Genomic DNA, 13,164 nt, shown 5'->3' with positions numbered 1-13,164 from the left:
GGGAGAGGGCCGGCTGGTGTCCAATACCAAGAGTACCTGATACTCTCGGTTTCGTGAGTCGGGTCACAGGGCCGTGCCCTGCCCCGACGCGGTGCCGGAGGACCAGGCACCGACGACATCGAGGTCGGGCGCAACGGAGGGCGACGTGAACACAGGTGCCGACGCGCGAGCGGCCACCCGAGGACGGGTGCAGCCGGGCGTGGCGGTGGACGGCCGGTCGACCCGCTGGGACGAGCACCGGGCGGCACGCCGCGCGGAGCTCATCCGGGCGGCGAGCAAGGCCGTGCACCGCGGAGGTCCCGGGGTCTCCATGGACGAGATCGCGGCGGCGTCGGGGACGTCGAAGTCGATCATCTACCGCTACTTCGACGACAAGACGGGCCTCCAGGTCGCGCTCGGCTCCGCCGTCGTGGGGCAGATGCACGACGCGCTGACCCAGGCGGCCGAGTCGGCCGAGACGCCCAAGCGCGCGCTGCGCGCGATGGTCGGCGTCTACCTCGAGATGATCGAGAGCTCGCCCAACGTGTACTACTTCGTCACGCGGACGAGCGCCGTCGCGGGGACGGAGGAGCCCGCCGCGCAGCTCGCCGCGAGCGGCATCACCAACGGCGCCGTCGGCGCGAGCCGCGCGCCCCTCGCGGCGTTCCTCGACTCGGTGATCGAGCTCGTCGCCGAGCCGTTCGCGCGCGTCACCGACGTCTCTCCCGCCGACGCCGCGGCCTGGGCCGCGGGCGCCGTCGGGTTCGTGCGCGGCGCGGGGGAGTGGTGGCTCGGCCATCGCGACCGGGCCGACGTCCCCGACCGCGAGCAGCTCACCGAGCGCGTCGCCGCCTGGCTCTGGGCCGGGCCCGTCGGCGTCCTCTCCCACAACCCGGGCACCCCCCGCACTCCCGACGACCGGCGCACGGTGCCCGCGACCCGTCGCGACGGCGTCCGCCCCGCCACCGACCGCCCTGAGCACCCGGCGACCGCCTCAGAACTCAAGGAGATCCCATGACCGCCACGTCCGACCGTCCCGCCCTCGCGCAGCGCGCGTCGACCACGGGTGACGCGAGCGCGACGCCGCACGGCGAGGCCCGCGTCGACGTCGCCTCCCTCGAGAAGCTCCTGCTCGGCCGGTGGGCCGACCTGCGCGCGACGGCACGCGCCACCGCGGGCGAGGAGGCGTTCCAGCGCATCGAGGGCCTGAGCCTGCGCGAGCACCGCGAGCGCGTGCTGGAGCAGATGCACCTGCTCGTGGGCAAGCGCCAGGTGTGGCGCGGGTACCCGGAGCGCCTCGGCGGCGCGGACGACGCCGGCGGCAACCTCGCCGGGTTCGAGGAGCTCGTCGCGGCCGACCCGTCGCTGCAGATCAAGGCCGGCGTGCAGTGGGGCCTGTTCGGGTCGGCGATCCTGCACCTGGGCACCCCCGAGCAGCAGGACCGTCTCCTCCCGGGCGCCATGGACCTCTCGGTGCCGGGCGCGTTCGCCATGACGGAGATCGGCCACGGGTCCGACGTCGCGAGCATCGCGACCACGGCGACGTACGACCCGGAGACCGAGGAGTTCGTCATCCACACCCCGTTCCGCGGGGCGTGGAAGGACTACCTCGGGAACGCGGGCGTCCACGGGGTGGCTGCGGTCGTGTTCGCGCAGCTGGTCACGAAGAACGTCAACCACGGCGTGCACGCGTTCTACGTGCCGATCCGCGACACCGCGGGCGAGCGCGACGAGCTCGGGCGCCTGCCGTTCCTGCCCGGCGTGGGCGGCGAGGACGACGGGCAGAAGGGCGGGCTCAACGGCATCGACAACGGCCGCCTGCACTTCGACCACGTGCGGGTCCCGCGCACCGACCTGCTCGCCCGTTACGGCTCGGTCGACGCGGAGGGCACGTACTCGAGCCCGATCGAGAGCCCGGGGCGCCGGTTCTTCACGATGCTCGGCTCGCTCGTGCAGGGGCGCGTGTCGCTCGACGGCGCCGCGGTCACCGCGTCGAAGCTCGGCCTCGCCATCGCCGTGCGGTACGCGAACGAGCGCCGTCAGTTCACGGGCGCGAGCGCGACCGAGGAGGTCGTGCTCCTCGACTACGGCACGCACAAGCGCCGCCTGATCGTGCCGATCGCCGAGACGTACGCCGCGCACTTCGCGCACGACCGTCTCCTCGACCTGTTCCACTCCGTGTTCTCGGGCGAGGAGGACACCCCGGAGCAGCGCGAGGACCTCGAGACGACGGCCGCCGCGCTCAAGGCCACGAGCACGCGGTTCGCGCTCGACGTGCTCCAGGAGACGCGCGAGGCGTGCGGCGGCGCGGGCTTCCTCACGACCAACCGCATCACGAGCCTGCGCGCGGACCTCGACGTCTACGCGACGTTCGAGGGCGACAACACGGTCCTGCTCCAGCTCGTCGCCAAGCGCCTGCTCGCCGACTACGGCAAGCAGTTCAAGGGCATCACCCCGGGCCAGATGGCGCGCGTCGTCGTCGAGCGCGCGGGCGACATGGCCCTGCACCGCACGCCGCTCAAGCGCGCGGCGCAGGCGCTCGCCGACGTCGGCGACCCGCGCCGCGCCGCCGGCCACCTGCGCGACCCCGAGACGCAGCGCGCGCTGCTCACCGACCGGGTCGAGACGATGGTCGCCGACGTCGCGCAGGCCCTGCGCCCCGCGCAGAAGGCCGACCCGGAGACGGCGACGAACCTGTTCAACGCCCATCAGGTCGAGCTCGTCGAGGCGGCGCGAGCCCATGCGGAGCTGCTGCGCTGGGAGGCGTTCACGCAGGCGCTCGAGACGATCGAGGACGCGGGCACGCGCGAGGTCCTCACGACGGTCCGCGACCTGTTCGGTCTGAGCCTCGTCGAGCGCCACCTCGCGTGGTACCTGCTCAACGGCCGCCTCTCGGCGCAGCGCGCCCGGACGGTCACGAGCTACCTGGACCGCCTCATCGACCGGCTGCGCCCCCACGCGCAGGACCTCGTCGACGCGTGGGGCTACGGCCCCGAGCACCTGCGCGCGACGATCGCGACAGGCATCGAGAAGGAGCGCCAGGACGAGGCGCGCGACTACTACCGGCGCCTGCGCGCGAGCGGCGACGAGCCGCGGAGCGAGAAGTCGCTGCGCAAGGCCGCGAAGGGCGGCCCGCAGGCCCGCTGACCGGGCGGGCCGGTCGCTGACCGGCCCGCCCCTGGAACGTCCTCGGCGCAGCAGGCGGAGCGGTACCGCCGCCGAGGTCAGGCCCGGGCGGCACGACGTCCACCAGCCGTCGTGCCGCCCGGGCCGTTGCCGTCCGGCCCCGCCGAACACGACATGGGGGTCGTTCTGGACCCGAGAACGACCCCCATGTCGTGGTCGACCGCTTGCGAGGTCGTGCTCGGCGCGGCACGGGCGCCGCCGGTCAGGTCGGGTTGCAGCGTGCCGCCATCGTGGCGAGCAGCCCGACGTCGGGCCGCCAGGGCTCGAGGTTCCACGTCGCCTTGTCCGGGGCGCCGACGGCGTGGCACACGAGCTGGTCGTGCATCGTCGGGGTGTCGACCTCCGGCTCGGCGGCGACGAGCTGCGCCCACACGAGCTCCTGACCCGCCTGGCCCGCGGCGCGCGCCCACGCGGTCGGATCGACGGCGAGCGACCGGCCACCCTCCCGCTCGCCCCAGTCCGTGCTCCGCACCGCCCGCGTCCCGAGCGGGACGACGACGTCCCACGCCGCCGCGCCGCCACCAGCCGTCCCACCCGTGGGGTCGGCCGACCCCGTCCCGTCCGCGTCGCCCTCGGGGGTCTTCGGCGCGCCGCTCGTCCCGGCGGTGCCCGGCGAGATGTCCGACGGCGTGCCCGCCGCGGGCACGAGCGTCACCTCCGCCCGGTGCGCGTCGCGCAGCACGACCCGTACGCCGGGAGCGGTCGGCGCGCCCGCGTCGCCGTCGCCCGGGACGGCGCCCTGCGGAAGATCCCCGCGCGGACCGACGACGCGGGGCGCGTCGAGCCCGCCGACGGGCGTGCCGGCGTCGTCCAGGACGGTCAGGGTGCCGTCCGGGTGACGTGCGAGCGAGCCGCCCTCGACGGAGACCAGGGCCGGGACGCCGGCGAGGACGAGAGCCACGTTCGACGTGCCCTCGTCGCCGGCCGAGACGGCTACCGCCGGAGCGCCTTCGCCCTCCGCGGTCGACGTGAGCGCGGGCGCCGCGATCTCGACGGTCACCGACCCCACGGGTACCCGCACGACCTCGGGCTCCGCTGTCGTGCCACCGCCTGCCTCTGCCGTGCCGTCGTGGCCGGGCTCGCCCGGCGCGCCGTCCGTCCGCGTCGTCGGGACCGTGCCGGGGCTCGGCGAGATCGCACCGCCGTCGGGCGTGCACCCGGCGAGGACGGCGAGCGCAAGGACGCCGGCGGCGAGCGTCCGCGCCGTCACGCGGGACCGGTGCCGCACACCGGCGCGGGCGGGCCGGGTCACGACGGCACGGGGAGCAGACCCGCCCAGCGGCGGCCGAGGTCGACGAGCCCCACGCGCCGGAGCGCGTCGACCTCGTCAGGCGTGAACCAGCCGACGTCGTCGGTCGACTCGTCCTCCTCGACGCGCAGCTCGCCGCCGACCACATGGGCGCGGTAGACGATCCGGATCGCGTGGAGCGACCGGTCCCGGTCCTCGGCGCGCAGCCGGGCCGCGGCGTCGATCACGATGCTGTCGACGCCGAGCAGGCCGTCGAGCTCGACGTCGTAGCCGGTCTCCTCGCGCACCTCGCGGACGGCCGCGGCCTCGGGGTGCTCGCCCGGGTCGATGCCGCCTCCGGGCAGGGTCCAGCCGTCGCGGCCCCCCTCGCTCCAGTGGGGAAGGAGCATCCTCCCGTCCTCGCGGACGATCACGGCGTAGGCGGCGACCCGGGTCTGCATGGACCCATCATGCGCGACGACCGCCGTCGACAACCCGGTGTTGGCACGCATCAGGACTCTTGCGCAAGCAATCTGCATCGAATACTCTGAATCAAGTATTCGGAGGTGAGCGATGTCCCGTCGTCCTGTGTCCAACCCGCTCGCGCTCGCCGTGCTCGCGAGCCTGGCCGAGCGACCGATGTACCCGTACGAGATCACGACGACCCTGCGCGAGCGGGGCAAGGACGACAGCATCCGGCTCAACTTCGGCTCGCTGTACTCCGTCATCAAGTCGCTCGAGAAGCACGGCTTCATCACGCCGTCGCGCTCGGAGCGCGAGGGCAACCGCCCCGAGCGCGTCGTCTACGAGATCACGGAGGCGGGCAAGGTCGAGGCGGCCGCGTGGCTGCGCGAGCTGCTCGCCGTGCCGTCCAAGGAGTACCCGGACGTCGAGGCGGGGCTGTCGCTCATCGCCATGCTCTCGCCCGAGGAGGTCGCGGCGCTCCTGCGCGCGCGCCTCGCGTCGCTCGACAACGAGATCCGCACGCGCGACGCCGGGCTCACCGGCGCTGCGGCGGCCGGTCTGCCGGAGATCTTCCTCGTCGAGGCCGACTACCGGCTGGCCATGCTGCGCGCGGAGCGCGCATGGATCGACCGGTTCGCCGCACGCCTGGAGGCGGGCGAGGTCGGCGGCCAGGACGGCTGGGCCGAGATGGCGCGCCTGCGCGCCGCGGGCGCCTCGCCCGAGGAGATCGAGGAGGTCGTGCGCCGCCACCTGCCCGCCGACCTCACCCCCTGAGACCACCGGAGCGCGCCCGACCGGGCGCGTGCCGGACGGAGTAAGAGTGGTGGCCCGGATGCGCCAACATCCGGACCACCGAGCCCGAGTCGTCCCGCCGGAACCGACAGGACTGCTGCGTCAACAGTCACCCAGGGCCCTCCCATGCTAGCCGCGCGGGAGGGGCCACCCCCGGCGAGACGGCTCCCGACACAAGGAGCCTCATCGTGCCCTCCACCACCCGCGCCCGGGAGACGGCGATCGACGCCGTCGACCTGCGCAAGACGTATCCGGGCGGCCGCGGCCGCCCGCCCGTGCACGCGCTCGACGGCCTGTCGTTCGCCGTGCCCGCGGGCACCGTGTTCGCCCTGCTCGGCCCCAACGGGGCGGGCAAGTCGACGACCGCCAAGATCCTCACGACGCTCAGCCGCGCCGACTCCGGTACGTCGACCGTCGCGGGGATCGACGTCGCACGCCACCCCGAGCGCGTGCGCCGCGCGATCGGGTACGTCGCGCAGAAGCCCGTGACCGACCCGATGGACAGCGGTCGCGAGAACCTCGTCCTCGCGGGCCGGCTCCAGGGCCTCGGCGCGCGCGACGCCCGCGCCCGGGCGACCGAGCTCCTCGAGCGGTTCTCCCTCACGGACGCGGCCGACCGCCTCGTGAAGACGTACAGCGGCGGCATGGCGCGCAAGCTCGACGTCGCGATGGGGATCGTGCACCGGCCGCGGGTCCTCTTCCTCGACGAGCCGACGACCGGCCTCGACCCCGAGGCGCGCGCCGAGATGTGGGCCGAGATCGAGCGCATGACGGCGCGCGAGAGCATGACGATCCTCCTCACCACGCACTACCTGGAGGAGGCCGACCGCCTCGCCGCGAACCTCGCGATCGTCGACCACGGCCGGGTGGCCGTCGCGGGGACGCCGGACGCGTTGAAGGACGAGCTGCGCGGCGACGGGATCGTCGTCGAGCTCGCGGCCCCGACCGTCGCGTCCGGGCCGCCCGACGGCGGAGCCGCCCTCGCGGCCCGCGTCACCGCCGCGGTCGGCACGTGCGCGGGCGTCCGCGACGTGCACGTCGAGGGCCGGACCCTGCGGGCCCGCGCCGACTCGGGCGCCGTCGCGCTGCCCGCCGTCCTCGCCGCGCTCGACGCCGCGGGGCTCCCCGTCGCGTCCGCGACGCTCGCGCGCCCCAGCCTCGACGACGTGTACCTGCGGCACACGGGCCGCACGTTCACGGCCGCGCAGTCCTCCGCGGACGCGACGCCCGGGAGCGGGCCGGGGGCGGATGCCGCCGCGACCGTCGAGGGGGTGGCCGCATGACCGCCCTCGTGCACACCGGGCTGCTCACCGCCCGGGCGCTGCGCCAGGGCGCGCGCATCCCCGTGTTCATGGTCATGAACCTCGTGCAGCCCATGATCTGGCTGCTCCTGTTCGGCCAGCTCTTCCGGTCGGTCGTGGAGATCCCCGGATTCTCCACGGGCGGGACGTACCTCGAGTTCATCACGCCTGGCGTCGTCATGATGACGGCGATGTTCGGCGCCGCCTGGGCCGGGACGTCGTACGTGCAGGACATGGACCGGGGCGTCATGGACCGCTTCCTCACGTCGCCGGCGTCGCGCGGCGCGCTCATGGCGTCGACGATGATCTACCAGGCCGTCCTCGCGGTCGGGCAGGCGTTGGTCGTGCTCGCGGTCGCGTGGCTCTGCGGGGCGCGGTTCGGCAGCACGCCCGGCGAGACGACGCTCGGCGTCCTCGCCCTGCTGCTCGCGGTCGTGCTGCTCACGGCCCTCTTCTCGGCGCTGAGCAACGCCATGGCCCTGCTCACCGGCCAGCAGGAGGCGCTCATCGGCATCTCGCAGCTCATCACCCTGCCGCTCGTGTTCCTGTCCTCGGCCGTGATGGACACGAGCCTGTCCGCCGACTGGGTGGCCGACGTCGCGCGGTACAACCCGTTCGACTGGGCCGTCGTCGCCGGGCGTGAGGCGCTCGCCGCGTCCCCCGACTGGGGCGCGGTGTGGGGACGGCTCGGGCTGCTGGCGCTCGCGGCGGTCGTCATGGGCTGGCTCGCGACGCAGGCGTTCCGCACCCGGCAGCGCTCGGCCTGACGGGTGCGCACGACGGCGGTCGCCCCGCCCGGGGTCAGCGGTCCCGGGTGAGGGCGAACGCCGTCGTGCCGACGAGCGCGAGGCCCACGCCCCACCAGACGAGCCCGACGCCCGCGGCCGCGAGGCCGGCGGCGACGAACAGCGCGACCTGCGCGTCCAGGCGCCAGGGCTGCGGGAGGCGGTGGGTCGCGGCCGGGGCGAACCAGCGCCCCCACACGACCACGACGAGGGCGGGCAGGCCGAGGGCCAGCACCACCGAGAGCGCGACGCCCCCCGGCCCGGACGCGCCGCCGAGGCGCCAGCCCACGACCGCGACCAGCGCGAGGAGCCCGAGCTCGCAGAGGAACGCGACGACGCCGGTGGCGCCGACGCGTGGGACGTCACGAGGGGGGCGGTCGTCGGTGGACGGGCTGCTCATCGCTCCTCGACGTCGTCCTCGAGGTGGGACACGTCCGAGAACGCGGTCTGGCGGTGGCGCACCGCACGGTTGTACAGCCACGTGACGAACGAGAGCAAGATCCCGAGGCCGACGAGCGCGCCCGCGATGACGTACTGCTCCTGCTGCTCGGCGCTGCGCGCCCACGGCCCGGCGAGATAGGCGCACGTGAGCGCCCCGAGGACGGCGAGCCACGTGCGGGTGCGGAAGTGCTCGTGGTCCACGCGGTCGCGGCGCAGCACGAGGAGCGCGATGTTGACGATCGTGAACACGACGAGCAGGAGCAGTGACGTCGTGCCGCCGAGCAGCGCGATCGCGTTGGTGCCCGCCTCGGTCCCCGACTGCCGCACGACGTACACGATGAGCGCGAACGCGATGGCTGTCGTCACGACGATCGACACCCACGGCGTCCGGCGGAACGGGTGGACCTGGCCGAACGCGCGGGGCAGCACGCCCTGGTTCGCCATGCCGTAGAGCAGGCGGGACGCCATGAGCATGTTGATGAGCGCCGAGTTGGCGACGGCGAACATGCCGATGAACGGGAAGATCGTGTCGAACGGCAGGTTCGGCGCCCCCGCAGCCACGACCTGCGTGAGCGCCGAGCCCTTCGAGTCGTCCACGAGGTCGCCGACGGGGACGAGCGCGACGGCGGTGATCGCGACGAGCACGTAGATCGCGCCGGTGATGGACAGCCCGGTGAGCATCATGCGCGGGAAGTCGCGCACGGGGTTCTTGCACTCCTCGGCCATGTTCACCGAGTCCTCGAACCCGACCATGGCGAAGAACGCCAGCGTCGTCGCGGCCGTCACGGCGAGGAACACGCTCTTGTCGTCCGGGCTCTCGAACACCACGACCCGAGAGAAGTCGGCGCGGCCCTGCGTCGTCGCCCACAGCCCGACGAAGATCACGAGCAGCAGACCGGACAGCTCGACGAGCGACAGCACGACGTTCGCCCGGACGCTCTCGCCGACGCCGCGGAAGTTGACGAGCGCGACGAGGGCCATGAAGCCGAGCGCGATGAGGAGCCTGCCGTCGCCGCCCGTCGGGAGCTCGAGCCCGAACCCGTCCGAGACGAACCCCGCGAACGCGTTGGACGCCGTCGACGCCGACGTGATGCCCGAGCTCATGACCATGAACGCGACCACGAAGGTCAGCAGGTGGATGCCGAACGCCTTGTGCGTGTAGAGCGCGGCGCCCGCGGCGCTCGGGTACTTGGTGACGAGCTCGAGGTAGGAGAAGGCGGTGATCGTCGCGACCACGAACGCGAGCAGGAACGGCAGCCACGCCGCCCCGCCGACCTCGCCCGCGACCTGGCCCGTGAGCGCGTACACGCCCGTGCCGAGGATGTCCCCGACGATGAAGAGGAGCAGCAGCTTGGGCCCCATGACGCGCTTGAGCTCCGGCTGCTGCCGTTCCTCCGTGCGACCCGCGGTCTGGCTCATGAGAGGCTCCCTCGCGTCTCGACGTCCCGAACTTCCATGGAACCCCCGGCCGCGGTCTCCTGTCAGCGCGAACGGGCGCGTGTCGCCTCCTGGCCGCCGAACCCGGACTCGTCGTCGGGAACCTCGCCGAACCCGGGGTTGCCGCCGGGTTCGGCGAGGTGGGGCGCGACGACCCCGGGTCCGGCGGCGTGCGTGTGGGGGACGGCCTCGCTGCGCGGCGGCCTCCGGCGCAGGACGCCCGTCGTCGTCGCGACGCCCAGCAGGAGCACGACGCCGCCCACCACCTCGGCCGTGTTCGGCACCTCGTCCAGCACGAACCACGCGGCGAGCATGCCGACGGGCGGCACGAGCATCGTGAACGGCACCACTGCGGACGCCGGGTACCGGGCGAGCAGCGTGTTCCAGATCCCGTACCCCACGAGGCTCGCGAGCCATGCCGTGTACAGGGTCGAGAGCACGGGCGCGGGCGTGAGGTGCGTGAGCGCGTGCCCGACGGCTTCCGGCCCGTCCAGCGCGAGGGACAGCCCGAGCATGGGGACGGGCACGACGAGCGCCGACCACACCGTCATCGACAGCCCGTCGAGCCCTGGCCGCGACGCAGAGCCCTGGTCCGCCGAGGGAGAGCCCTGGTCGCGGCGCCGTCCGGCGCGCCGGGCGACGACGTTCCCGACCGCCCACGACGCCGCGGCGGCGAGCGTCACGACGAACGCGAGCGCCGGCGTCGACGCGCTGCGCCCCACGCCGACGACGACGAGCCCGGCCGCGCCGACGAGCACGCCGACGAGCTGCGAGCGTGTCGGGACCTCGCGCAGCGCCGCGGCGGCGAACAGCACGGTGAGCCCGACCTGCGCCTGGAGCACGAGCGACGCCAGCCCGGCGGGCATGCCGAGCGCGAGCGCGGTGTAGAGGAGGCCGAACTGGCCGAGGCTCATGAACGTGCCGACGAGCAGCACGTCCCGCCGGCGCGCGCGGGGCCGCGGGACGAGGAAGATCGCCGGGACGAGCACGACGAGGAAGCGCACGGCGACGAAGAGCGTCGGCGGCATGTCGCCGAGGCCGAGGTCGATGACGACGAAGTTGACGCCCCAGACGACGGCGACGAGGACGGCGAGGAGGGACGAGCGCAGGGGCATGGGTACGAGGGTGCGCCCTGCGCATCGTGCACGTCCATCGCACGGTCGTGCACGGTTCCCGGTAGCATCGCTTCCCGATAGCCTGAGGGCATGATCGACCTCGCCGCCGTGGACGCGCTGCTCGCCGTCGAGCGCACCGGGACCGTGCACGCCGCCGCGCGCGACCTCGGGTACACGCCGTCCGCCGTCTCGCAGCAGGTCAAGCGCCTGGAACGCGACCTCGGCGCGCGCCTCCTCGACCGGGAGGGCCGCGGCGTCGTCCTCACGGCCGCGGGGCGGCGCGTGGTCGAGGAGGGGCGAGTGCTGCGCGAGCAGGTCGAGTCGCTGCGCGCCCGCCTGCACGACGCCGGTGCCCGGCCCACCGGGACCGTGCGGCTCGGGTCGTTCTCGACCGCGGTGCGCGGCGTCGTCGCCCCGCTCCTCGCGCAGGTGCGCGACGACGTGCCGGACCTGCGCCTCGTCGTCGAGGAGACCGAGCCGTGGGACGCGGTCGCGGCCGTCGCGGCGGGCACGCTGGACCTCGCGCTCGTCCACCACTGGGAGGGCGTCGGCCTCGCGCTCCCGCCGAGCCTGCGCGCCGAGGAGCTGTTCCGCGACGAGGCCGACGTCCTCGTGCACGCGTCGAGCCCGCTCGCGGGGCGGGCTGCGCTCACGCCGTCGGACCTGCTCGACGAGACGTGGGTCTGCACGCCCGACGGCACCATCTGCTACGAGTGGTTCTGCCACATGTTCGCGCGCGAGCCGCGCGTCCCGCGCATCGACTTCCGGTGCCTCGAGTTCGCGTCACAGGTCGAGGTCGTGGCGCAGGGCCTCGCCGTCGCGCTCGTGCCGCGGCTGGGTCGCGGCCCCCTGCCGACCGCCGTCGTCGCGGTCCCCGTGCGCGAGCCCGTCCCGACCCGCCCGGTGACGGTCGTGTGGCGCGCGACCATGACCGACGCCCCGGCGGTCCGCTACCTGCGCGAGCGCCTGCGCTCCGGAGGAACCCCGGGCGGTCGTCGGCCGTTGGGACCGACGAGCGCACCTGCCACCGCACCGACCGACGAAGGGGCACGATGACCGAGCACGAGCCGACCCGGCGGTCCGCCGACCCGCGCACCGTGGCGATCGCGGGCCTGATGACCGTCGCCTGGTACGCCGTGCCCGACGTCGTGCGGCCGCGCTGGGCCCGCGCGCTCGCCAAGACGGCGGTCGGGACCGCGGGCGTCGTGCTCACCCTGACCTCGACGGCCGAGGGGATCGAGGCGCGCGAGGGCGTGCGGGCGCTGCGGGACGCGGCCCGGGATGCGGGCGCGACCGACGCCGAGCCCGACGCCTCTCCCGACCGTCCGGAAGACCGTCCGGCCGCCGACGCGCCCGACGCCGCGCGCGAGGACAACACGTACGTCCCCGACCGCGACGAGGCGACGCCCGTCCCACCCGCGGTCGTCGTCGTCGGCTCCGTGGCGGGCGTCGCGCTCGCGACGACGCTCGTCGTCGCGGGGGAGAAGTGGGTCTACCGCCGCGGCGAGCGGCTGCGCGCCCGGGGCGTGCGCCTGCCGCACACGCGCGTCGGGCTCGCGCTCGGCGCGCTCGCCGTGGCGCTGGCGGCGGCGGAGCCGCTGCTGTGGAACGCTGGGGACCGCTGAGGCAAGAGACCCGGGCCGACCCGCCGGCGTGAGGTCGTGCACCGTGCGGCCTCGCAGACCGGGAGGGGTCGACCGTGATCGGGTTCGGGCTGGCGCTCGCGGGGGTCGCCGCGGCGATCCACGTGTACATCTTCGTCATGGAGTCGCTCACGTGGACGAGCGCGCGCACGCGCGCGACGTTCGGCACGTCGCGCGAGGAGGCCGAGGCGACCAAGGAGCTCGCGTTCAACCAGGGCTTCTACAACCTGTTCCTCGCGGTCCTCGTCGTGCTCGGCATCGTCCTGTACGCGGCGGACCGGCAGGACGTGGGCCTCACGCTCGTCGTCGCCGGCGCAGGGTCGATGGTCGCCGCCGGGCTCGTGCTGATCCTCTCGTCGCCGTCGAAGGCGCGCGCGGCGCTCGTTCAGCTCGTCCCGCCGTTGCTCGGGGTGATCGGGGTCGTCGTGGGGCTGACCTCCTGAGAGGCCGCCACCGCTGCGTCAGGCGGACGCCGCGACCCGCATCGCGCTCAGCAGCTCGAGGCGGCTGAGGATGCGCTCGCGCTCCGCCTCGAGCTCGTCGCGGTAGCGGCCGCCGGCCGGCTCGACCGTCTCGAACGCCTCGTGGCCCACGTACGACCCGGTCCGCCGCGAGTACCCGGTGAGCTGGCGCTCCACGAGGGTGAGCTCGTGGCCGAGCCGCTCGAGGTGCGGGTCGAGCAGGTCCCCGGTCGAGGGGCGGGCGGGGGCGTCGGGGAGCGAGAAGGTCGTGGTCACCCTCCCCATCCGAACCCGAGTCGCGTCCGGCTGCATCTCGGGAGGGCCCGGGTGC

The 13,164-nt window shown here is 74.4% G+C and carries 14 protein-coding genes; 8 read left to right on the top strand and 6 right to left on the bottom strand.

The window, feature by feature from the left end:
• Positions 1–145: 145 nt before the first annotated feature.
• Together AC6CH9_RS02050 and AC6CH9_RS02045 are read left to right on the top strand one after the other, a co-directional pair.
• Positions 146–997, top strand: a complete 852-nt coding sequence (locus AC6CH9_RS02050; RefSeq protein WP_498153415.1) for a TetR family transcriptional regulator — start codon at positions 146–148, stop codon at positions 995–997.
• Complete coding sequence (locus AC6CH9_RS02045; RefSeq protein ID WP_498153414.1) at positions 994–3,126, top strand: acyl-CoA dehydrogenase family protein; 2,133 nt, start codon at positions 994–996, stop codon at positions 3,124–3,126. Before AC6CH9_RS02050 ends, AC6CH9_RS02045 begins: the two co-directional genes overlap by 4 nt.
• Positions 3,127–3,367: 241 nt before the next feature.
• On the opposite strand, the gene AC6CH9_RS02040 is transcribed toward AC6CH9_RS02045, so the two are convergent.
• Together AC6CH9_RS02040 and AC6CH9_RS02035 are read right to left on the bottom strand one after the other, a co-directional pair.
• Positions 3,368–4,417, bottom strand: coding sequence for a DUF2599 domain-containing protein (locus AC6CH9_RS02040; RefSeq protein ID WP_498153413.1), 1,050 nt, complete (start codon positions 4,415–4,417; stop codon positions 3,368–3,370).
• Positions 4,414–4,854 carry an NUDIX hydrolase gene (locus tag AC6CH9_RS02035; protein ID WP_498153412.1) on the bottom strand — a complete coding sequence of 147 codons (441 nt, stop codon included), beginning with the start codon at positions 4,852–4,854 and terminating at the stop codon, positions 4,414–4,416. Before AC6CH9_RS02035 ends, AC6CH9_RS02040 begins: the two co-directional genes overlap by 4 nt.
• 112 nt (positions 4,855–4,966) lie before the next feature.
• Between AC6CH9_RS02035 and AC6CH9_RS02030 the strand changes: the two genes are divergently transcribed.
• The 3 genes from AC6CH9_RS02030 (at position 4,967) to AC6CH9_RS02020 (ending at position 7,718) form a co-directional block, all read left to right on the top strand.
• Positions 4,967–5,632, top strand: coding sequence for a PadR family transcriptional regulator (locus AC6CH9_RS02030; protein ID WP_498153411.1), 666 nt, complete (start codon positions 4,967–4,969; stop codon positions 5,630–5,632).
• Between the two features lie 206 nt (positions 5,633–5,838).
• On the top strand, positions 5,839–6,933 hold the full coding sequence (locus AC6CH9_RS02025; RefSeq protein WP_498153410.1) for an ABC transporter ATP-binding protein: 1,095 nt from the start codon (positions 5,839–5,841) through the stop codon (positions 6,931–6,933).
• On the top strand, positions 6,930–7,718 hold the full coding sequence (locus tag AC6CH9_RS02020; protein ID WP_498153409.1) for an ABC transporter permease: 789 nt from the start codon (positions 6,930–6,932) through the stop codon (positions 7,716–7,718). Before AC6CH9_RS02025 ends, AC6CH9_RS02020 begins: the two co-directional genes overlap by 4 nt.
• A gap of 34 nt (positions 7,719–7,752) precedes the next feature.
• Here the strand turns inward: AC6CH9_RS02020 and AC6CH9_RS02015 are convergent, their stop codons facing one another.
• The 3 genes from AC6CH9_RS02015 to AC6CH9_RS02005 form a co-directional block, all read right to left on the bottom strand.
• Positions 7,753–8,136, bottom strand: coding sequence for a YrdB family protein (locus AC6CH9_RS02015; RefSeq protein ID WP_498153408.1), 384 nt, complete (start codon positions 8,134–8,136; stop codon positions 7,753–7,755).
• A complete protein-coding gene (locus AC6CH9_RS02010; protein WP_498153407.1) occupies positions 8,133–9,596 on the bottom strand; it encodes an APC family permease in 1,464 nt (487 codons plus the stop codon). The genes AC6CH9_RS02015 and AC6CH9_RS02010 overlap by 4 nt, the downstream gene beginning before the upstream one ends.
• 62 nt (positions 9,597–9,658) lie before the next feature.
• Positions 9,659–10,729: an EamA family transporter gene (locus tag AC6CH9_RS02005; protein ID WP_498153406.1), complete on the bottom strand. Its 1,071-nt coding sequence runs from the start codon at positions 10,727–10,729 to the stop codon at positions 9,659–9,661.
• Positions 10,730–10,819: 90 nt separating this feature from the next.
• On the opposite strand from AC6CH9_RS02005, the gene AC6CH9_RS02000 reads away from it, so the two are divergent.
• The 3 genes from AC6CH9_RS02000 to AC6CH9_RS01990 all read left to right on the top strand — a co-directional run bounded on the left by AC6CH9_RS02000 (position 10,820) and on the right by AC6CH9_RS01990 (position 12,815).
• Positions 10,820–11,785: a LysR family transcriptional regulator gene (locus AC6CH9_RS02000; RefSeq protein WP_498153405.1), complete on the top strand. Its 966-nt coding sequence runs from the start codon at positions 10,820–10,822 to the stop codon at positions 11,783–11,785.
• Positions 11,782–12,354, top strand: coding sequence for a hypothetical protein (locus AC6CH9_RS01995; protein ID WP_498153404.1), 573 nt, complete (start codon positions 11,782–11,784; stop codon positions 12,352–12,354). Before AC6CH9_RS02000 ends, AC6CH9_RS01995 begins: the two co-directional genes overlap by 4 nt.
• A 74-nt stretch (positions 12,355–12,428) precedes the next feature.
• The gene (locus AC6CH9_RS01990; protein ID WP_053369381.1) at positions 12,429–12,815 is read left to right on the top strand and encodes a DUF1304 domain-containing protein; all 387 of its coding nucleotides are present in this window, start codon (positions 12,429–12,431) and stop codon (positions 12,813–12,815) included.
• A gap of 18 nt (positions 12,816–12,833) precedes the next feature.
• Here the strand turns inward: AC6CH9_RS01990 and AC6CH9_RS01985 are convergent, their stop codons facing one another.
• Positions 12,834–13,109, bottom strand: a complete 276-nt coding sequence (locus AC6CH9_RS01985; protein ID WP_498153403.1) for a hypothetical protein — start codon at positions 13,107–13,109, stop codon at positions 12,834–12,836.
• Between the last annotated feature and the right edge of the window lie 55 nt (positions 13,110–13,164).

Source organism: Cellulosimicrobium sp. GQ32 (assembly GCF_059758455.1).
The sequence above is the reverse complement of the archived record's forward strand: the minus strand, read 5'-3'. Positions and strand labels throughout refer to the sequence as shown.